Annotated in this window: 17 protein-coding genes; 11 read left to right on the forward strand and 6 right to left on the reverse strand. The window is 70.3% G+C overall.

Going from position 1 to position 17,533, the window contains the following annotated elements; translation table 11 throughout:
• Positions 1–102 precede the first annotated feature (102 nt).
• Genes ACP6CK_RS29110 through ACP6CK_RS29120 form a run of 3 tightly spaced genes read left to right on the forward strand, consistent with a single transcriptional unit; the run spans position 103 to position 3,856 of the window.
• Positions 103–1,083 (forward strand): dipeptidase, encoded by a 981-nt coding sequence (locus tag ACP6CK_RS29110; RefSeq protein WP_426960022.1) that lies wholly within the window; start codon positions 103–105, stop codon positions 1,081–1,083.
• Positions 1,080–2,651, forward strand: coding sequence for an ABC transporter substrate-binding protein (locus tag ACP6CK_RS29115; RefSeq protein ID WP_426960023.1), 1,572 nt, complete (start codon positions 1,080–1,082; stop codon positions 2,649–2,651). The genes ACP6CK_RS29110 and ACP6CK_RS29115 overlap by 4 nt, the downstream gene beginning before the upstream one ends.
• Complete coding sequence (locus tag ACP6CK_RS29120; RefSeq protein ID WP_426960024.1) at positions 2,651–3,856, forward strand: NAD(P)/FAD-dependent oxidoreductase; 1,206 nt, start codon at positions 2,651–2,653, stop codon at positions 3,854–3,856. The genes ACP6CK_RS29115 and ACP6CK_RS29120 overlap by 1 nt, the downstream gene beginning before the upstream one ends.
• Here the strand turns inward: ACP6CK_RS29120 and ACP6CK_RS29125 are convergent.
• Positions 3,798–4,766 (reverse strand): GlxA family transcriptional regulator, encoded by a 969-nt coding sequence (locus ACP6CK_RS29125; RefSeq protein ID WP_426960025.1) that lies wholly within the window; start codon positions 4,764–4,766, stop codon positions 3,798–3,800. The two genes, ACP6CK_RS29120 and ACP6CK_RS29125, sit on opposite strands and share 59 nt — an antisense overlap.
• 193 nt (positions 4,767–4,959) lie before the next feature.
• Positions 4,960–6,408 (reverse strand): DEAD/DEAH box helicase, encoded by a 1,449-nt coding sequence (locus ACP6CK_RS29130; RefSeq protein WP_426960027.1) that lies wholly within the window; start codon positions 6,406–6,408, stop codon positions 4,960–4,962.
• Positions 6,409–6,578: 170 nt separating this feature from the next.
• On the opposite strand from ACP6CK_RS29130, the gene ACP6CK_RS29135 reads away from it, so the two are divergent.
• Positions 6,579–7,376: a xanthine dehydrogenase family protein molybdopterin-binding subunit gene (locus ACP6CK_RS29135; protein ID WP_426960028.1), complete on the forward strand. Its 798-nt coding sequence runs from the start codon at positions 6,579–6,581 to the stop codon at positions 7,374–7,376.
• 73 nt (positions 7,377–7,449) lie between these two features.
• Here the strand turns inward: ACP6CK_RS29135 and ACP6CK_RS29140 are convergent, their stop codons facing one another.
• Positions 7,450–7,683 (reverse strand): hypothetical protein, encoded by a 234-nt coding sequence (locus ACP6CK_RS29140; RefSeq protein ID WP_426960029.1) that lies wholly within the window; start codon positions 7,681–7,683, stop codon positions 7,450–7,452.
• Here ACP6CK_RS29140 and ACP6CK_RS29145 point away from each other — a divergent pair.
• The 4 genes from ACP6CK_RS29145 (at position 7,674) to ACP6CK_RS29160 (ending at position 10,885) form a co-directional block, all read left to right on the forward strand.
• Positions 7,674–8,384, forward strand: coding sequence for a Bug family tripartite tricarboxylate transporter substrate binding protein (locus tag ACP6CK_RS29145; protein WP_426960030.1), 711 nt, complete (start codon positions 7,674–7,676; stop codon positions 8,382–8,384). The two genes, ACP6CK_RS29140 and ACP6CK_RS29145, sit on opposite strands and share 10 nt — an antisense overlap.
• A gap of 491 nt (positions 8,385–8,875) precedes the next feature.
• On the forward strand, positions 8,876–9,046 hold the full coding sequence (locus ACP6CK_RS29150; protein WP_426960031.1) for a hypothetical protein: 171 nt from the start codon (positions 8,876–8,878) through the stop codon (positions 9,044–9,046).
• A gap of 593 nt (positions 9,047–9,639) precedes the next feature.
• Positions 9,640–10,287, forward strand: coding sequence for an AAA family ATPase (locus ACP6CK_RS29155; RefSeq protein ID WP_426960032.1), 648 nt, complete (start codon positions 9,640–9,642; stop codon positions 10,285–10,287).
• On the forward strand, positions 10,274–10,885 hold the full coding sequence (locus ACP6CK_RS29160; protein ID WP_426960033.1) for a hypothetical protein: 612 nt from the start codon (positions 10,274–10,276) through the stop codon (positions 10,883–10,885). Before ACP6CK_RS29155 ends, ACP6CK_RS29160 begins: the two co-directional genes overlap by 14 nt.
• Before the next feature lie 1,211 nt (positions 10,886–12,096).
• On the opposite strand, the gene ACP6CK_RS29165 is transcribed toward ACP6CK_RS29160, so the two are convergent.
• From ACP6CK_RS29165 to ACP6CK_RS29175, 3 genes are all read right to left on the reverse strand, one after another.
• A complete protein-coding gene (locus tag ACP6CK_RS29165; protein WP_426960034.1) occupies positions 12,097–13,047 on the reverse strand; it encodes a replication protein RepA in 951 nt (316 codons plus the stop codon).
• Between the two features lie 229 nt (positions 13,048–13,276).
• A complete protein-coding gene (locus ACP6CK_RS29170; RefSeq protein WP_426960035.1) occupies positions 13,277–13,654 on the reverse strand; it encodes a hypothetical protein in 378 nt (125 codons plus the stop codon).
• The gene (locus ACP6CK_RS29175) at positions 13,651–14,280 is read right to left on the reverse strand and encodes a recombinase family protein (RefSeq protein ID WP_426960036.1); all 630 of its coding nucleotides are present in this window, start codon (positions 14,278–14,280) and stop codon (positions 13,651–13,653) included. Before ACP6CK_RS29175 ends, ACP6CK_RS29170 begins: the two co-directional genes overlap by 4 nt.
• Positions 14,281–14,697: 417 nt before the next feature.
• Here ACP6CK_RS29175 and ACP6CK_RS29180 point away from each other — a divergent pair, with 417 nt between their 5' ends.
• From ACP6CK_RS29180 to ACP6CK_RS29190, 3 genes are all read left to right on the forward strand, one after another.
• The gene (locus ACP6CK_RS29180) at positions 14,698–15,711 is read left to right on the forward strand and encodes a tyrosine-type recombinase/integrase (protein WP_426960037.1); all 1,014 of its coding nucleotides are present in this window, start codon (positions 14,698–14,700) and stop codon (positions 15,709–15,711) included.
• A gap of 71 nt (positions 15,712–15,782) precedes the next feature.
• Positions 15,783–16,391, forward strand: a complete 609-nt coding sequence (locus ACP6CK_RS29185; protein WP_426960038.1) for a hypothetical protein — start codon at positions 15,783–15,785, stop codon at positions 16,389–16,391.
• Positions 16,384–17,253 (forward strand): segregation and condensation protein A, encoded by an 870-nt coding sequence (locus tag ACP6CK_RS29190; protein ID WP_426960039.1) that lies wholly within the window; start codon positions 16,384–16,386, stop codon positions 17,251–17,253. Before ACP6CK_RS29185 ends, ACP6CK_RS29190 begins: the two co-directional genes overlap by 8 nt.
• Positions 17,254–17,533 lie beyond the last annotated feature (280 nt).

The raw sequence follows: 17,533 nt of genomic DNA on the forward strand, positions 1-17,533 counted from the left end.
CGTCCGGGTCCCGCCGGAGATCCCGCGTGACCGTGTCCCGATTCTGACATTCCCGGAATTTCAGCGCTGGTAGCATCACACGCGGACAAGCGAGGCCCTGCCGTGACATCGCCCTTCTGGGACACCGTGACCAGCTGCGACTTGGTGCTCCCGTACAGCGAGCCCTACGAGAACCTGGACAGCATCCTACCCCGCTACATCGCGACGGGCATCTCCTTCGTCTCGCTCTCGCTTAGTGGCGACCGGCACGGGATCGAGGGTACCATGCGCCACCTCGCGATGGTGCGGGCGGACCTCCTTCAGCAGCCTGAGCGCCTTCGCTTGGCGTTGTCGGTCACTGACATTCGCCGCGCCAAGGCTGAGCACCGGCTGGCGGTCGGGTTCAACTTCCAGGGCAGCAACGGGCTGGGTGGCGAGCTCGACATGGTGGACGTCTACTACGCCCTCGGCGTGCGGCAGATGCTGCTCGCCTACAACAAGCGCAATGCCGCCGCCGACGGCTGTCTGGAGGAGAGCGACGCGGGCCTGAGCGGGTTTGGGCGCAATCTCGTCAGACGCATGAACGCGGTCGGCATGATCGTGGACGCCACCCACACGGGCTACCGTTCCTGCCGCGACCTGTTCGAGGTTTCGTCGGCGCCGGTGATCTTCAGCCACTCCAACGCCCAGGCCGTCCACGGGCATGAGCGGAACATCTCGGACGACCTGATCCGAGCCAGCGCAGCGTCAGGTGGCGTCATTGGCGTTACCGGCATCGGCAACTTCCTCAGCGAGGAGGGAACGGCGGAGGTTACCGACATGATGCGGCACATCCGCTACATGGCGGACCTGGTCGGGCCGCAGCACGTCGCGATCGGCATCGACAACGTCTACTTCACGCGCGAGCACTACCGGAACTTCGCGAAGACGCCCCAGCGCTGGACCGGCCGGAACGCGCTTCGCCCGCCGCCCTGGAACTATTTCGCACCGGAGGAGATGCCGGCCCTGGCCGACGCCCTGCTCGACGGTGGCTTCAGCGAGGCCGAGGCGCGCGGCATCCTCGGCGAGAATTACCTCCGTGTGGCCGAGGGGATCTGGAAATGAGCACGCCGCGGACCGTCCGGCGCGCCCTGCTCGCGGCGACCCTGGCCACCAGTCTCGCCCCGGCCATCAGCCCCGCCAGTGCCCAAAGCCTGCGCATTGGCGTCGCGAGTGAGGCCACCTCGCTCGACCCGCATTTCTACGACCTGACGCCGAACATGGAGGTCGCGAAGCACCTGTTCAGTTCACTCACGCGCATGAGCCCGTCCGGCGAGCTGCTGCCCGACTTGGCGGCGAGCTGGACGAACATCGACCCGACCACCTGGGAGGTCATCCTCCGCCCCGGTGCCGCCTTCCACGACGGCACCGCTGTGACGGCCGAGGACGTCGTCTTCTCCTTTGAGCGGGCCCGCAGCGTGCCGGGCAGCCCATCCAGCTTTCGCTGGTACCTGCAGGATCTCAGCGCGGTCGAGGTGATGGACCCGCTCCGGCTACGCCTTCGGACGGCGGCTCCGGCGCCGCTGCTGATGCATTCCCTCCGGGCGGTGGCGATCCTCTCCCGCGCGGCGAGCGCCAACGCCACGACCGCCGACTACGATTCCGGCACCGCCGTCATCGGGACCGGCCCCTACCGTCTGGTCTCCCGCAGCCGTGGCAGCGCCATCGTGCTCGAACGGAACGAGGGCTATTTCGGCGAGAAGCCGGAATGGCGCTCCGTGACCATCCGGCCGATCGTCAACAACGGCGCGCGCACGGCGGCCCTGCTGGCGGGCGACGTGGACGTGATCAACTTCGTCAGCGGCGGCGATATCGACACGCTCCGGGAGCGCGACAATGTCCGGCTGTCCTCCGCGCCCGGTGTGCGCCTCTACTACCTCGGGCTGGACGTTGGGCGCACGGTCTCGCCCCACGTCACGGACGCCCGGGGGCAGCCGCTGCCGGCCAATCCGCTGCAGGATGTCCGGGTCCGCCGAGCCATGTCGCTGGCCATCGACCGGGCGGGCCTCGCTGAACGCCTGCTGCACGGGCAGGCGGTGCCGACTGTCTATCCCGCTCTGCGGCCGCAGCCAGCGGTCCCGCCCGCCGACCTCACGGCCGCACGCCGCCTGCTGCAGGAGGCCGGCTACGCGGGCGGATTTGAACTCGCCCTCGCCGGCCCCAACAACCGCTACCCCTTTGACGCACAGGTGCTTCAGGCGGTCAGTCAGATGTGGACGCGGATCGGGATCCGGACGAGGGTCGATGCCATGCCCTCCGCCGTCTACTTCTCTCGCGCCGCACGGCACGAGTTCAGTGCCACCTTCAGTGGCTCCCTCTCCTCCCGGGGCGAGGTCCTGACGCAGCTCCAGCGCATGCTGCAGACGCCGGACGCGCAGCGCGGCGTCGGCACGGGGAACTGGGGCCGCTTCTCCGACCCGGAGACCGACACGCTGATCGAGACCGCGGCCGTCACCATCGACGAGGTGGCCCGCAACGAATGGCTGCACCGCTTGGCCGAGCGCGCCATCACTGACCGGCAGGCGATCATCCCGCTCTACTTCCCGGTGAACACCTGGGGCACGCGGACCGGGATCGCCTATCGGGTGCGCGATGACGAGTACACGCTCGCGGCCGACGCGGTGAGCCAGTGATGCCGGTGGACTCTCCCGCCGGGGCCGGCGGGCGCGTCATCGTCATCGGCGGCGGCATCGCCGGGCTGTGCACGGCCTGGAGCCTCGTCCGGCGCGGCTTCCGCGTGACGCTGTTCGAGCAGGGGGACCTGCCCAACCCGATCGGTTCCTCCTACGACGAGCACCGGATCATCCGCCACGTCTACGGCGCCATGGAGGGCTATGCCCGGATGATGCCGGATGCCTTCCGCGCCTGGCAGGCGCTGTGGGACGACCTGGGCGCCGTGCATCTTGAGCAAACAGCGTCCCTGCATCTCATGCCGGCCGGCCAGGAGGCCTGGATCGAGGGCGTCGTGGCATCCCAGGCGGAGGCCGGGCTCGGCCTGCGGGAGATCGGTGCGGACCGGGCGCGGGAGGCCTGGCCGATGCTGCGGACCGAGCGCTTCCGCCACATCCTGGAAGCGGCGGGGTCCGGGATCCTCTTCGCCTCGCGCATCGTGACGGACCTCGTGGCCTGGCTGGAGCGGCACGGCGCGACGCTGCACCGCCGCGCTGCCGTGACCGATGTCGATCCCGTGGCCGGGACCGTCATGTCGGAAGGCCGCCTTCACGGCGCGGACGTCGTCGTCGTCGCAGCGGGCGCCTGGGCCGGACGTCTGGTGCCGGAGCTGCGGTCCTTCGCGGTCCCGTCGCGTCAGACGGTGGTGTTCCTGCAACCGCCGGAGGACGCCGCCGGTCTCTGGGCGCGGGCGCCCGTCGTGATCTCGCGCGGGGAATCGGGCGTCTACATCCTACCGCCCCGGCGTGGCATGCGGCTGAAGGTGGGGGATCACAGCTTCTCGCTGGCGGGCGATCCCGACGGAGACCGCGTGGCGACGGATGCGGATGTCTCGCGGCTGCTTCCGGCTATGGCCGGCACGCTCCGCGATGTTGAGCGGTACGCGGTGCTGCAGCGGAAGGCCTGCTACTATACCGTCACCGCAGATGAGCGCTTCCACGTGGCACCGCTCGGACCCCGCGGTTGGATCGTCAGCGCCTGCTCCGGCCACGGCTTCAAGTTCGGCGCGCTGATCGGGCGCGGCGTGGCGGAGGTGATCGCGGGGGAGCGCGCGGCGGAGGACCTGCCGACCTGGGCCGGTGGCGGCGTCCCAGCATCCCGCGCCGTGATCAAGGTTCTGGACCGCGCAGGCGTTGGCGCTCCAGAGTCCGCTCTGCCCGGGGTGTGAGGCCGAACCGCGCCCGGTAAGCCTGCGTGAAGTGGCTAGGGCTGCCGTAGCCGGAGGCCGCGGCGATCTCCGCAACGGGAAGCCGGGTCTGTCGTAGCAGTACGCGGGCCCGGGACAGCCGAACCGCGGCGACGTGGCGGTGGACCGAGGTTCCGAGATGATCGCCGAACAGGCGCTCCAGCTGCCGCCCGGACAGCCCGGCCAGCCGCGCCAACTCCCCCAAGGCCAGAGGCTCATGCGCATGCCGCTCGATGTGCTCGATGATCCGGGACAGCCCGTCATGGGCGATGCCGTTCCGTCGCCCGGCCTCCACCCGCTGGCTGGTGGAGCCGGGCCGATGGCGGCTGTGCAACAGCCAGTCGCCGACACGCGCCGAGAACGCGGGGCCGTGATCCATCGCGAGCAGTGTCAGCATAAGGTCGAAGGTCGCGATCCCACCCGCCGCGGTGGCGATGGTTCGGTCCAGCTCGTAGAGGGTCTCTTCCGGGACAAGGTCGGGGAAGGCTTCGCGTAGCGGATCGACGTGCTCCCAGTGGATCGTGAAACGGTGGCCCTTGAGCAGTCCGGCCTTCGCGAGGAGGAAGGCGCCGCCGGAGACGCCGACCAGCCTCGTGCCGTGTCGGTGTAGGCGGCGCAGCCAGGTGTGGATCGCTGTGTCCTCGAACAGCGCGGGGTTGCCAGCCGCGGGCAGGAACACGGTATCGAAGCGCTGCAGCGCTCCCGGCAGGGGCCCAGCGACGATGGAGACGCCCGCGGTGCTGGCCACGGGTCCGGCCCGGGCTGCCACGATCTGCCAATCGTAGAGCGTCGAACCATGCAGCGTGTTCGAGCTGCGCAGCACCTCTACGATGGAACTGAAAGAGGTGAGCCCGAAATCGGGCGTGAGGAGGATGCCGACCTGCTTTGCCACGCCGACACAGTACACGGCTTGCGGTGCTTCGCGTCAGCGTAGCGCGTATGGCGCCTTGGCGGTTACGAGACCTACCGCGGAGAACGCTCTCTTGTGGACGGCACTCACCAATGACGGACATGCGAGGGCCCGAAAGCCTCCTGACCATGCGACACAGCAGCACGAGACGTAGACCGGTCGTCAGCGCCCGGCTTCAGCAAAGGAGCGCCGATCTTCCCCCTTGGTCCGGCCTTTCCAGAGGTGGACTGGCTTTCCCACCAGTGACTTCAACTCGCCGCGCTTGCGGGCGGCCCAGCCGTAGCGGTGGTCGCCGTCCAGCAGGTGCAGGTGGTCCCGCAGGCGGTTCCGCCCCAGCCACGCCAGCGCCGCCTCGAGCTCCGCGATCGACATCTCCGCCCGGGAACGCCCGCCCAGCGACCGCTTGAGGGCGGCGTTGTAGGCGTGGAACAGCCCCGCCCCGCGGGGCGCGACGGGCACGGGAGCGGCTGAGGTCCCCTCCCCTCCCCCCCTGCGCGTCCTCCATCGCCTGCGCGGCCACCATCTCCGCCAGCCGCTGCCGCAGCCGGTGCTCCGCTACCGAGGGCTCGGGCGTCAGGCGAAAGGCGGCCAGTGTCTCGTGCGCGCCCCGCTCGTCCGAGACGGCCAGCGCCACCGTGTGCTGCTGGGCGGCGGGCACCCAGCGCCGGAGGATGTCGAGGTAGCGCCGGGCCTGCCCCTGGTCGGGTGCCACCACCAGCAGCTTGCCCAGGCCCCGGATCGCCCTTCCCTCGCCCACTTCCAAGCGCCCCCGCCGTTCGGCCCGGAGCCGGCGCGCGGCCTCGAAGGAGCGGCGCAGCAGCGCCTCGGCGAAGCCGGTCCGGAGGGCGGTGAAGAGGGCGGGCCGGGTGGTCTCGTTCGGTGCCACGGCGCGCAGACGGTGGGGGCCGAGATGCGGGCGCGGGCCGCCCTCCTCCGGCTCCGGCCCGAGCCAGGCGGCCTCGCCGTCGAGCGCACCGAAGGCGACCGGCAGGACGGCGCGCTCGGCGAGCGCCCGGGCCCGGCTGTAGCCCACCACCGCCCAGCCCGGGGCGGCGAGGTCCACCTCCTGGCGGCCGCCCCCTCCCCCACCGGCGCGATAGGGCAGCCAGAGGATGCGGCGTCCGTCCGCCCGCTCCAGCGTGCCCGAGAGCAGCAGGCGGGCGCTCGCGCAGGCCAGCAGCGGCTCGATCGCGGCGGACCAGGCGGCGGAGGGATCGGGGCCGTGCCCGTCCCGGCCCTCGTGCCCGCCCGCGCTGTCCCCCTGCCCCAGCGCGGGGAGGTGGTGCACCTCGTCGACGACCAGCAGGTATCGGTGCTGGCGGAAGGCGGCGAGGTGGAGGTCAGGGGCTGCGGCGATGCCCTGGTAGGTGGTGACGTAGCCCTCCAGCCCGCGGCAGGGGTCGCCGGGCGCATTCTCGGCCGCGCGGACGGAGAGGCTGTGGCCGAGAGCCGCTCGCCATGTCGGGTCGGCGAAGGCCTCCTCGGCCTGCAGACGGAGGCTGTCGCGCGGGACGACCCAGCAGACGCGCTCGCAGAGGCCGGAGGTGATCAGCGCGCGGGCGGCGATGACGGGCAGGAGGGACTTGCCCCCGCCGGGGGTGACGGCGGCCAGGATGTCGCGCACCCCGCCGCCTCGCCGGCTGCCATAGCCCGCACGATGGCCAGCACCCCGCACTGGTGGCTGCGCAGCGAGACTTGCGGCACGCGGCTGAGATTCCCCGAGCACGAAAGGCCACAGGAAGCTGATTCGGCTCACAGGCCGCCCGACTCGGCCCCTCCCGCGATCTCGTCCGCGTGGTGCAGGGGGACACCGACCTCGTCGCCTTCTGCCGGGCCACCTTCGGCTCCCGCTCCATCGCCGTCGGCGGCCCCGCCATTGGGATCGCCGCGGACCGGATGATCGCCAAGGGGCGCGCCATCGCAGCCCACCTGATGGAGGCAGACGCGGGAGACGTGGTGTTCGAGGACGGGCGCTTCTCCGTCGCAGGCACGGACCGGTCCCTCCCCTTCCAGGAGGTGGTGCGGATCGCTTTCGCCGCGCACCAACTGCCCGAGGGGATGGAACCCGGCCTGGACGCGGTGGCGCTCCTCGCGCCCAAGGCTCCCACCTACCCCAAAGGCTGCCACGTCTGCGAGGTGGAGGTGGATCCCGAGACCGGCGCGACGGCGGCCGTCCGCTACCTCGTGGTGGACGATGTCGGCACCGTGCTGGACCACGCGCTGCTGGCCGGCCAGGTGCACGGCGGCGTCGCACAGGGCCTTGGTCAGGCGCTACTGGAGGGCACTACCTACGAGCCGGGCAGCGGCCAGCTCCATACCGCCTCCTTCATGGACTACGGCATCCCGCGCGCGGTGGACATGCCGCCCATGGACCTACACGCGAATCCGCAGCCCACGCAAACCAACCCTCTGGGCGCCAAGGGCGGCGGCGAGGCCGGCACCATCGGCGCCCCGCCCGCGATCATCAACGCCCTCGTGGACGCCCTGCGCGACCACGGCGTGCGCCACGTCGAGATGCCTGCCACCCCCGAGCGCGTCTGGCGGGCGCTGCGGAATGCACAGGCGTTACAGGGCAGTGGACGGGCAGGATGATCGCCGGGCGAGGAGACAGGTCATGACCTTCCGACCGGACGGGACAGCCACGCGCCGGCCCCTGCTCGCGCTGTCAGCCGACGCGGCCGCCACCCCGGCCGCGGCGCAGGAGGCGTGTCAGTGGCCCAGCCGGCCGGTGTGCCTCGTCGTGCCCTACCCGCCGGGCGGCGGCACCGACACCATGGCCCGCATCGTGGCCGCGCGCCTCGCCCGGCACCTGGGCCAGCCATTCGTGGTGGAGAACCGGGCGGGGGTCAACGGCGCCCTGGCCGCCGAGCACGTCGCGCGCCCCAGCGGATGGCTGCACGGTGTTCATCTGAGGCAACACACAGACCGCGATCCTGCCCGCGCTTCAGCCGGTCTCCTACGACCCGGAGCGGGACTTCGCGCCCATTTCCATCTTCGGCAGCAACCCCGCTGTCTTCGCGGTGCACCCCTCCGTTCGCCCGCACGCTGGAGGAGTTCGTCGCTCATGTCCGGGCCAACCCGGGGCGGCTGAACTACGGATCGGCCGGGACCGGCACGCTGACGCAGATCGCCGCCGCCCTCTGGGTGCACCGCCTCGGCCTCGATATCGTCCACGTCCCCTTCCGCGGCGGTGCGCAGAGCGTGACCGAGGCGCTGGCCGGGCGCGTGCAGATGCTGACGGGCGTCACCGGCGGCATGCTGCCCGCCGCCGCGAACGGCGGCTCGCGCATCCTGGCCGTCAGTGGTGCCGAGCGGCTGCCGCAGATCCCGGACGTGCCGACCTTGGCGGAGAGCCTGCCCGGCTTCGTGGTGATCAACTGGAACGGCGTCGTCGTCCACGCCGGCACGCCGCGCCCTATCCTGAACCGCCTCTTCGAGGCGGTGATGGCAGTGATGCGGGAGCCCGCAGTGCGGGAGCGGCTGGCGACGCTCGGCGTTACCCCGGTCGGCAACACGCCGGAGGAGATGGCCGCCCATATGCAGCAGGAAGCGCCGCTCTTTCGGGCGGCCGCCCGGATCCCAGGTATGCGCGACACGTGACGCGCCTCATCCAATTACGACCACGTCCGCGACCTCGTCTCCGGCGCTGTCCGGCCGGAGGGGCTGGCGTTGGAGGTTCACCAGCCGCCGGTGGGGGAAATCTTCCGGCGCATGCTGGCCGAGCGCCCTTGGGACGCAGCGGAGATGTCGCTCGGCATGCTCGCCAACCTCATCTCGCGCGGCGATCGCGGGCTGGTGGCGATCCCGGTGTCTCCGTCCCGGGTCTTTCGCCTCTCAGCCTTCTACGTCCGGGCGGACGGGCCGGTGCGGGGCCCGAAAGACCTGCGCGGGCGTCGCGTGGAGGATCCGGACTGGGCGATGACGCGGGCATCTATGCCCGGGGCCGGCTGCAGCATCAAGTCGGCGTGCCGCTCGACGATGTCGAATGGGTGTAGGCTGGGATCAACGAGCCGGGCCGGGCCGAGACCCTGGCCTTCCGTGTCCCGCTCGGCCTGCGCCGCTCCTCGCGGCCGGACACGTCGCTGGACACGATGCTGCTGTCCGGCAAGGTGGACGCGATCCTGACGGCGCAGCCGCCGAGGAGCTTCCTGACCGGGAACGGGGCGGTCCGGCACCTAATCCCCGACTACGCCGCGGAGGAGGAGACCTATTTCCGCAAGACCAGCATCTTCCCGGTCATGCACACCACCGTCCTGCGCTAGGACGCTGTGGACGCCACCCCCGGGGCGCCGAGTGCCCTGTTCGACGCCGCCAAGCGCCGCAGCCTTGATCGGGTGCGCGACATCAGGGCCTCCCGCATTCCTCTGCCCTGGGGCCCCGCTCTCGCCGCGAGAGCTGAGGCGCTGTTCGGCCCGGACTCTTGGCCGTGTTGCGTGACGCCGAGTCGCCGCACGCTGGAAGCATTCCTGGCTCTTCGCAAGGAGCAGGGTGTGACAATACGGCCGAATACTGTCGAGACGATCTTTCCATGCCTGGCACCTCGCGCGACCCCGTGCGGATGGCCTCGTTGACGCAGTTAGCACTACGGCTCGCCGGTTAGGACGGCCGTCCCGCCAGCCGCGGTGTGAGATACGCCGGGTGCTCGGCGGCGGAGGATGCCATTACCCGCCGTGGCTACCGGCGACGCAGTAGGTCGACTTCACTTCCGGGAAGTGATTCGGTGTGGCCTCCAAGCCGCCCCGGGCAGGTGAAATCACTTCCTGGAAGTGATCTGCAATCTGCGCCCGTAGATGGGTGCGGCGGTAACGACTACTGTCGTCCTCTTGTTCCCTCGGGGGAGGGATGGGGGCCTAGTATGATGAAGCGGATCGTGTTCGCCAGCCCGAAAGGCGGTGCCGGTAAGACGACACTTTGCCGGAATCTGGCAGTCAGCGCGGCGGCCGCCGGACTCAAGGTTGCCGTCGGGGACCTCGACCCGCAACGAACCCTCACCCGATGGTGGCGTCGCCGCGGATCGGCGGAACACTCCGTTTCCCACTACGAACTTGCCATGGACGACGTGGCTTCGCTCGTATCCGATGGCAGTGTCGACGATTGCGACGCGTTCTTCGTGGACACCCCGCCGTCCATTGAGACGTATCCCGATGCCCTTCGACAACTTATTGATTCTGCAGATTTTATCGTCGTCCCGGCCCGCCCCTCGCTCGACGATGCCGAGAGCGCAGTTCCCTTCATGGCAATGCTTCGACGACGCGGACGCCGTGCCAGCTTTGTCCTCAACGCCGTAAAGCCGCGGACGAACATCATCGCCGTCAAGACCCTGCTGCTTAAGGCAGGGGAGCTCTGCCCCGTTGAGGTCGCTGACCGCGTCGATTTCATGCGTGCCGCTGAGTACGGTGTCGGCATGGCCGACCTCGGAGAGCATCCGGGGGCCCGGGAAATCGAGGGCGTCTGGAACTACGTGCGCGCCAAAGTCTGGGGATTCGTCGATGTCGCTGCGTAAGCTGAAACCCTCCCGGGTCATCGAGACGGACGCCCTCACCGGCGGTGGCCTCGCCTCCTCCAGGACGGATGCCGTCGAACTCCGGCTCGTCGCCTACGACACGCGGGACGAGTACGCCCGCGAGATCAAGGGCCTTTGGACGGGTGCCCAGATCCGCTTCATCCAGATTGGCCGCTACCTCAACGCCGCGAAGGCCCGCCTACAACACGGCGACTACGAAGCGATGGTCGAGGCAGACCTGCCCTTCTCGCCGCGCACCGCCTATCAGTTCCGCATGGCTGCGGCTGCCGTGGACGAGGGCCGCATTCCGGAGGACCGCCTGCCGCCGTCCTACACAATCGCCTACCTCCTCTCGACCTTCGATCCGTCACTCTTGGAGGAGGCTAAGAAGGCGGACCTACTTCGCCCGGACGTTAAACGAGCGGAGATCCTGCGCTTCCGAGAGGAGCGCCGCCCTGCCGACGCCCGCGCCCAGGCGCTTCAGGCCCAACGCGAGAAGCTTCTCCGGGAGCGCAGGAGGCTGGACGCCGAACTCGCGCGCATCGAGCGCGAGTTGGGTGGAGGCACCATCGACGACGATGCAACCGAGGCAGCCTAACCATCCCGCCAACCGCGCGACGTTCTACTTCGGTCAGTGCCCAGGACCGTCGGCGCGTGGCACCTCCCAACTCGGATCCCGGCCGAGACCGCCTCGGCCGTCCTCCGTCCATTCGGATGGCTTGAGCACGGGGACGAGGACGTCTCTTTTCAAGGTTCGGCATACCGGGAGCCGCCGAGACCCGTCAGGTTAGCTCGGAGGGGGGAGGGGCCGGTTATCGGTCCCGCATATGATCGTGAGCGAGATCTGGCCGGCACGGGTTCGGTGAGGTGCTTCTCGGAAGTGGCTCGTTCATTCCCGCTGGGACTTCCTCTTCGATCCCGCGGACCCGCTCGTTCAGCCTTCGCGCATCATCCCGGGTGCGTATCGCCAGTCAATGAGGCCCACTTGGCTCAGCTGTTCCCGGCTACCCTCAACAGCCCGAAGAGGTCCTTCAGGCAGGGTTCTGCCGGAAGGCATGGCGCGTAAATCACCGCCACCTCCTTGCCCTTGCGGGTGACGGAGTAGGGGTCTTTGTGGACCGCTCCGGCGAAGGTTCTCCGCCCACGGGCATACCGCCTTGGTGGTCACCGCCCGCGCCGCAATGCGGCCGTCGCCAGCTTCAGGGAAGGCCGTGAACGTGGTCGGCGACGAAGGGGCCCTGGCGATGAGCGACAACCGGACACTAGCCAGGAAGGCCCGGGGCTGGGGAACGGGCGGCCGGGGTTCGTGCCCAAGCTAATGGCCAGGACCGGGTGCCCGAACCCGGCGATCGTCCTCGAGGAGATCGAGAAGACGGGCGGGGAGCGAAGCGGGAACGGGGATCCACACAACGCACTGCTCGTGATGCTCAATCTCTCGACCTCCCGGAACTGCCGGACGAGGGGCTTGCCTGGCCGTCAGTCTCTCAAGCCTCACCTGGATGATGACCGCCAACGCCCGGCATGAGATCCCGGCCTTGCTCCGGGCGCGCGTCCACTTCGTAGAGGTCCCGGCGCCCTGGCCCAGGGAACTCGGGGGCGAGGGACCCGATGTGCTGGGTGGGCGGCCTGATGGCGCCGGAAGCCGTCGGCCGAATGCGCTGCTCGGGATGTGGGCCGGGGCCACGACCGCCGAGCTGGTCCGCCCGGCCCCCGAACGCCCGGGAGCGAGAGCGCCGGGCCCAGGCTGGTCTGAGGGCGGGGAATCGAGTGAGCGGCCGGGAGGGAGCCAAGTGGGGAATCGGGTGAGCGTCAGTTCCGGCTGGGAAGCGTGATCTGCCGGGGCGCAACGGGCGGGCGCGAGGGCTTCAGCACCACACCCTTCTCGGTCACCTCCACCTTCGCATCCGGGTAGACCGCCTGGGCAAGAGCCAGGGTTCCGGGAAACTTGTTCTTGAAGTGATACAGCTTCGAGAACCCGGTCCCGAACTGCCCCTTCAGGGCAGTCCAGGGCACCAGCCGATTTTCCTTCAAGGCGTGCAGCCGGTACGCCAGCCAAAGATAGACGTCGAGCGCCGGGGCGTTGTTCGACAACGCCTTGATCGCGGCCTCCTCGAGGGGGACCGGATGCTTCTTGAGCTGCTCGAAGAAGCCCTCTGAGAGCTTCGCGGTCTCGAGCGACAGTCGCCCCTGGGGGCCACCCGCGTCCTCGGCCTCGATGAACAGGGCTCGGTCGACGATAGTTTGCTGTACAAGGCCCGAAGCCCGGGATCCCGTGGAGATATCGAAGGTGAGCTTACACCTGCTGATGCGCTCGGCCTGGTCGCGGACGGATTTCCCGGTCATCCCGCCTGCGGGAATCCCGACTCGGGCCAGCCAGCCTCTCATTGAGCCGCCCAGTTCCACTTCTCGGCTTCCCGTCCGGAGCGCCTCGGTCTGGAGGTAGAGTAGGATGAGTCGAGCGTGGGAGCCGAACGGGACGCCGACGAATTCGAAGGTCTGAGATCCATCGGAGGCTACTACCTGCCGCCGCCCGGGCTCCACCATGAGCTTCACCCGCTCGGAGACTATGCCCCAAGGTGCATCGTCGGCCAGCCTCTTGTGGGGTAAGGCGCACTGGGCCCAGCCGGAGTAGGCGAACCCGAGGCCCGAATCCTCGTCGGAGAGGTAGGCCGCGGCGACCTCAACAACCGATCTCTCAATGCCTGCTTCCAGGGCTCCCTTGCGGCCCTTTGTCTCCAGCAGCTGATGCACCGTTCCCATAGTCCGGAAGCATTGCCAGAACGGGACGGAGGAGTCCCCGGGGAAAGCAGTGAGGCGAACTACTAGAGGGTATTTGAGAGTCTATTATTAGAAGTTCCTCACCCGATTCCTCGGGACAGTTTGCGCAAGCCTTTGTTCTTCCGTCTTGACGCTCACCCGTTTCCCCACCTGGCTCACCCCTTTCCTCGGCGTGGCTGTGGGCTCACCGGATTCCTCAACGGGCTGAGCCTCACTCGATTCCCCACCCCGGCGGGGCGACTCGGGGCGGGGCCGCAGGCAACGCACGAAGTGCCCGTAACCGGACGTCCCGGTTCACTCGGTTCATGGGGGAGCGGTATCTGCGGAGCTCATCCGCGATGCCGCGCGTGCCCCGATGCTTCGCCGGGTCGTCAGTCCCGGAGAGGGTGTCGAGGCGCTCCTCCGCCGTCATCCTGACCGGTTCCTTTGCGATCGCCTCGGCCATGAGGCTCCCCATCTCGAGCGCGAAGGCGTTGGCCTTCGCCCGGTGCGGCTTCAGGGCGATTGCCTTCCGGTCCTCGTCTACGTCGCAGTCGGCCCGGAAGTCCTCGTCGGCCCAGGAACACGGGTCCACCCGGCTGCGCCTCATCTACATCGTGCGGCCATAGGCCTCGCAGGAGCGCTTTTCGCTTCGGGGAAGCGGGGCGTCGGCGATCGGAACCAGCTCCATGTGTCGTTGGGGCAGGCCCCGCCGCGGGGCCGGAGCCCGGCGTCCTCGGTGAGATGCCGCGTGTCGGTGTCGGGCGACGTGGGAACCTGGAGCCACGCCTGGCGGTCGCCGGCCCGGAGCGCGGGGTTGGCGAGCGGACGTCCCCGCGCCCTTGCCACCCCGAGGCCGGCGCGCGTCCGCACGGCGATCAGGTTGCACTCGAACTCGGCGATGGCCCCAATGACCTGCAGCACCAGCCGCCCCGTGGGGCTGGCGGTGTCGATCGGATCGGAGAGGGAGCGGAAATGCGCCCCGGTAGCACGGATCTGGTCGAGCACCTCCAGCAGGTGGGCCAACGAGCGCGCCAGGCAGTCAGTGCGCACCACGACCACGGCGTCCCCACGGCGCAGCCGCCCGCGTAGGCGCCCCAGCCCGGGTCGCGTGCGATCGGCACCGCCGCGTTCTCCTCCACCATCTCCTGGCAGCCGGCGGCCCGCAGGGCGGAGAGCTGCGGCTCGCGGTCCTGTCCCTCGGTGCTGACGCGCGTAGCCGTAGGTGGTGGGCACAGCCTCTTCCCGGGGACGGGCAGGGGAGGGGTGGGGCGACCGGGCCAGACTTTGCAAGATGGCCAAGTTGCCGGCGGTTGGTCGTTGGGAACTGCGCGGAGTTCCTGAAAACCAGCGGGCGGCCGCTATAGACTGGGCCCGGAGGGTCGCGGTTCGTCCACTCAATCAGCCGCAGATCCTGCCAATGAGGGCGTGAAAGCCAGCCATTCGAGAGCGGTTCAGGCCGCCGATCCGCCATCCGGCCGTGCTGCCCGGCCAATCAGGAAAACGGACAATTACCCGCGGGCACGCGCCCGCCTTACACGCGGTAATCTCCCCTTACCGCGTCCCTCGCGGGGGTTGCCCCAATTGGGAACGGGCGGCACTCTGGGCCGTGTCAGGGCCGATGCGGGGGCGTCGGCTGAAGGGGGTTCAGAGATGGACGGCGGAGACGCTGCGCGGGGAGGGGAGCGACGTCTGGTCGTGCCCGCCGCGCCGGTCGGGGGTGAGCTGGCTCCCCGCCTGGCCGAGGCGATCGAGGCGGCCAAGGCCTATGCCCGCCGGGCGCTCGCCCCCGAGACGCTGCGGGCCTACCGCACCGACCTCGCCGACTTCGAGGCCTGGTGCCTCGCCCACCGCACCGCCCCCCTCCCGGCCGCCCCCGGCACCGTCGCCGCCTACCTCGCCGCCCTCGCCCCCACCCACTCCCGCTCGGCGCTCGACCGCCGCCTCGCCGCCATCGGCCACGCCCACCGGGTGCGGGGCCTCGACTGGACCCCGGGCCACCCGGCCATCCGCACGACGCTCCAGGGCATCGCCCGCCTGCACGGCTCCCGCGTGCGCCAGGCCGCGGCCCTCACCTCGGCCGAGCTCCGCCGGCTGGTTGCCACCTGCGACGCCGGCCTCACCGGCTGCCGCGATCGTGCGCTGCTGCTGCTCGGCTTCGCCGGCGCGTTGCGCCGCTCCGAGCTGGTCGGCGTCGACCGTGAGCACCTGCGCCTCTCGGGCGAGGGGCTCCGCCTCCTGCTGCCCCGCTCCAAGACCGACCAGGCCGGGGAGGGGGTGGAGCTCGGCATCCCCCGCGGCAGGAAGCGCGAGACCTGTCCCGTGCGCGCCGTCGAGGCCTGGATCGAGGCGGGGGACGTCCGCTTCGGGCCGCTCTTCACCCGCATCGACCGATGGGGCCGGCTCGGCCACGACCGGCTCTCGCCCGACGGGGTGCGTCAGATCCTGCTCAGGCGGGCTGCCGTGGCCAAGGTCACGGTCGACGCCGGCGAGCGTCTCTCGCCGCACGGGCTGCGGGCGGGCTTCGTGACCGAGGCCTACGGGGCCGGGGCGCGCGACGAGGAGGTGATGGGCCACTCCCGCCACAAGGACCTCCGGACCATGCGCGGCTACGTCCGGCGCGCGAAGCTCGTCACCACCAGCCCGGTGAAGCTGCTCGACCTGTGACCCGACCAGGGCAGGGGAGGGAGGACCGCGAGGGCGCCGGAGGAGGAGACGCCCCGGAGACCGGCGCGGCGGTGGTCACCGACGTCCTCGCGCTCGCCAGCCCGGACTGGCTGTTCCACCACCTCGACGTGACCGGGCCGGCGGAGGACCTCGCCCTGTTCCGGCTCGCGGCAGCCGGACCGGGGGTGATCCCCTGGACCCACGGACGGGCCGGGGAGGAGGAGGACCTGTTCCACCTCCTCGCCGCGCCACCCCGGGGCGAGCGGGTCCTCTCGCTCCAGGGGTGCCGGATCGTCGCCTCCGGGCTCCGGGCGGCGCTGGAGAGGGCGGACGAGCGGGTCCGCGCGGCGGTGAGCCGCCCGGGTGGGCCGGTGCTCTTCGACCTGCACCGGCTCGTCCCGGTGCCGGCCGAGGTGCTGCGCCTCGGGCCCGGGCACCCGGACGCGCTGCGCTGGCTCTGGACGCACTGGGGCACGACCTGGCCCCTGCGGCACGTCGCGCACCGGGCCGAGGCAAGGGGATCGGGCGGGAGGGGCAGGGGAGGGGACCTGGCCGCCTCCGCCCGTCTGTCGCTCGCCTTCTGGTCGGCGGACTGGACGCCCTGGGCGGCACTCCAGCAGGTGCGCGAGACCTGGCCGGCGCTCTCCGTCTCCGTCCGACCCCACTACGACGATGGCTGAGGCGGACGGCGGCGGAGACGCGCAGGCCGCCGAGGAGGAGGGGTGGGAGGTCGCCCGCAGCGGCACGCCGCTCGGGCGCGAGGCGCTCCACCTCGACCTCCGGGGCTATGCCGGGCCGCTCGACCTGCTCCTCGATCTCGTCCGGGCCGGGCGGGTCGACATCGGCGCGATCTCGATCCTCGATCTCGCGGCGCAGTTCCAGGCGGCAGTGGAGCGGGGCATCACGCGGCAGGACGTGCCGCTGTCCCGGCTCGGGGATTGGCTGGTCGCGGCGGCGAACCTCGCCCTGCTGCGCTCGCGCCTGCTCCTGCCGGCGGACAGCCGAGAGGGCCAGGAAGCTCGGCAGGAGGCGGAGGCCCTCCGCCGCCAACTCGCGGACCGGGCGGCTGTCGCGGCGCTCTCAGACTGGCTCACGCGGAGACCAACCCTCGGGCGAGAGGTGTTCGCGCGCGGTGCGCCGGACGAGGCGCATGGGGCAGAGGAGGGGAGGGGAGCGCCGGCGGTCGCGGACTTAACGACGCTGCTGCGGGTCTGCCTCGAGCTGATGCGTCGGCCCGAGCGGGTGCCAGCTTACCAGCCTACCCCGCCGGACATTTGGCGCCCGCCTGCCGCGCTCGACCGCATCCGGCGCATGCTCGGGGAAATCGGCGTCGCCGGTGACCTCGGAGCGAGGCCGCTGGTGACCTTTCTTCCGCCATGGGACGCGATGCGCACCTCGCTCCAGCGGCGGGCAGCCATCGCTTCGACGCTCGTCGCCGGGCTCGAACTTGCGCGCGACGAAGAAGTCCGGCTGGAGCAGCTCGAGGAGTTCGGGGACATTACGATCGACAGACACGCACCATCCCTCGCGCGAGTTGCATGATACCCATCGCGAGAGCCCGCGACGTGAGGGATCGAATCCTGTTTGCGGCTTCGAGGCTGCTTCACCCAAACATGGTCTGAACCGTATCGCTGAGGCGTGGCAGCCAAGGGCGCCCGGCTTTCCGAGCCATGCGGTTTCCTCTCCACCACGTCCGGGGAGGATGAATCGCGCTCCGGCGCAGACTTACGGCCGTCCATGGGGCCAGAACCAACGAGCCCCGGCACTCGGAACCTGGCACCATCAGGGGATCGCAATGCTAAGATAGGCCGCTGCTGAGGAT

This window comes from Muricoccus radiodurans (genome assembly GCF_050154705.1).
GTDB lineage: Bacteria > Pseudomonadota > Alphaproteobacteria > Acetobacterales > Acetobacteraceae > Roseomonas > Roseomonas radiodurans.

What these genes read in the sequence shown, in the direction of transcription:
- ACP6CK_RS29115 (WP_426960023.1), top strand. Translation starts at nt 1,080, where the DNA reads ATGAGCACGCCGCGGACCGTCCGGCGCGCCCTGCTCGCGGCGACCCTG.
- ACP6CK_RS29120 (WP_426960024.1), top strand. Translation starts at nt 2,651, where the DNA reads ATGCCGGTGGACTCTCCCGCCGGGGCCGGCGGGCGCGTCATCGTCATC.
- ACP6CK_RS29145 (WP_426960030.1), top strand. Translation starts at nt 7,674, where the DNA reads ATGGCTGCACGGTGTTCATCTGAGGCAACACACAGACCGCGATCCTGC.
- ACP6CK_RS29150 (WP_426960031.1), top strand. Translation starts at nt 8,876, where the DNA reads ATGCTGCTGTCCGGCAAGGTGGACGCGATCCTGACGGCGCAGCCGCCG.
- ACP6CK_RS29155 (WP_426960032.1), top strand. Translation starts at nt 9,640, where the DNA reads ATGATGAAGCGGATCGTGTTCGCCAGCCCGAAAGGCGGTGCCGGTAAG.
- ACP6CK_RS29160 (WP_426960033.1), top strand. Translation starts at nt 10,274, where the DNA reads ATGTCGCTGCGTAAGCTGAAACCCTCCCGGGTCATCGAGACGGACGCC.
- ACP6CK_RS29165 (WP_426960034.1), bottom strand. Translation starts at nt 13,047, where the DNA reads ATGGGAACGGTGCATCAGCTGCTGGAGACAAAGGGCCGCAAGGGAGCC.
- ACP6CK_RS29170 (WP_426960035.1), bottom strand. Translation starts at nt 13,654, where the DNA reads ATGAGGCGCAGCCGGGTGGACCCGTGTTCCTGGGCCGACGAGGACTTC.
- ACP6CK_RS29180 (WP_426960037.1), top strand. Translation starts at nt 14,698, where the DNA reads ATGGACGGCGGAGACGCTGCGCGGGGAGGGGAGCGACGTCTGGTCGTG.
- ACP6CK_RS29190 (WP_426960039.1), top strand. Translation starts at nt 16,384, where the DNA reads ATGGCTGAGGCGGACGGCGGCGGAGACGCGCAGGCCGCCGAGGAGGAG.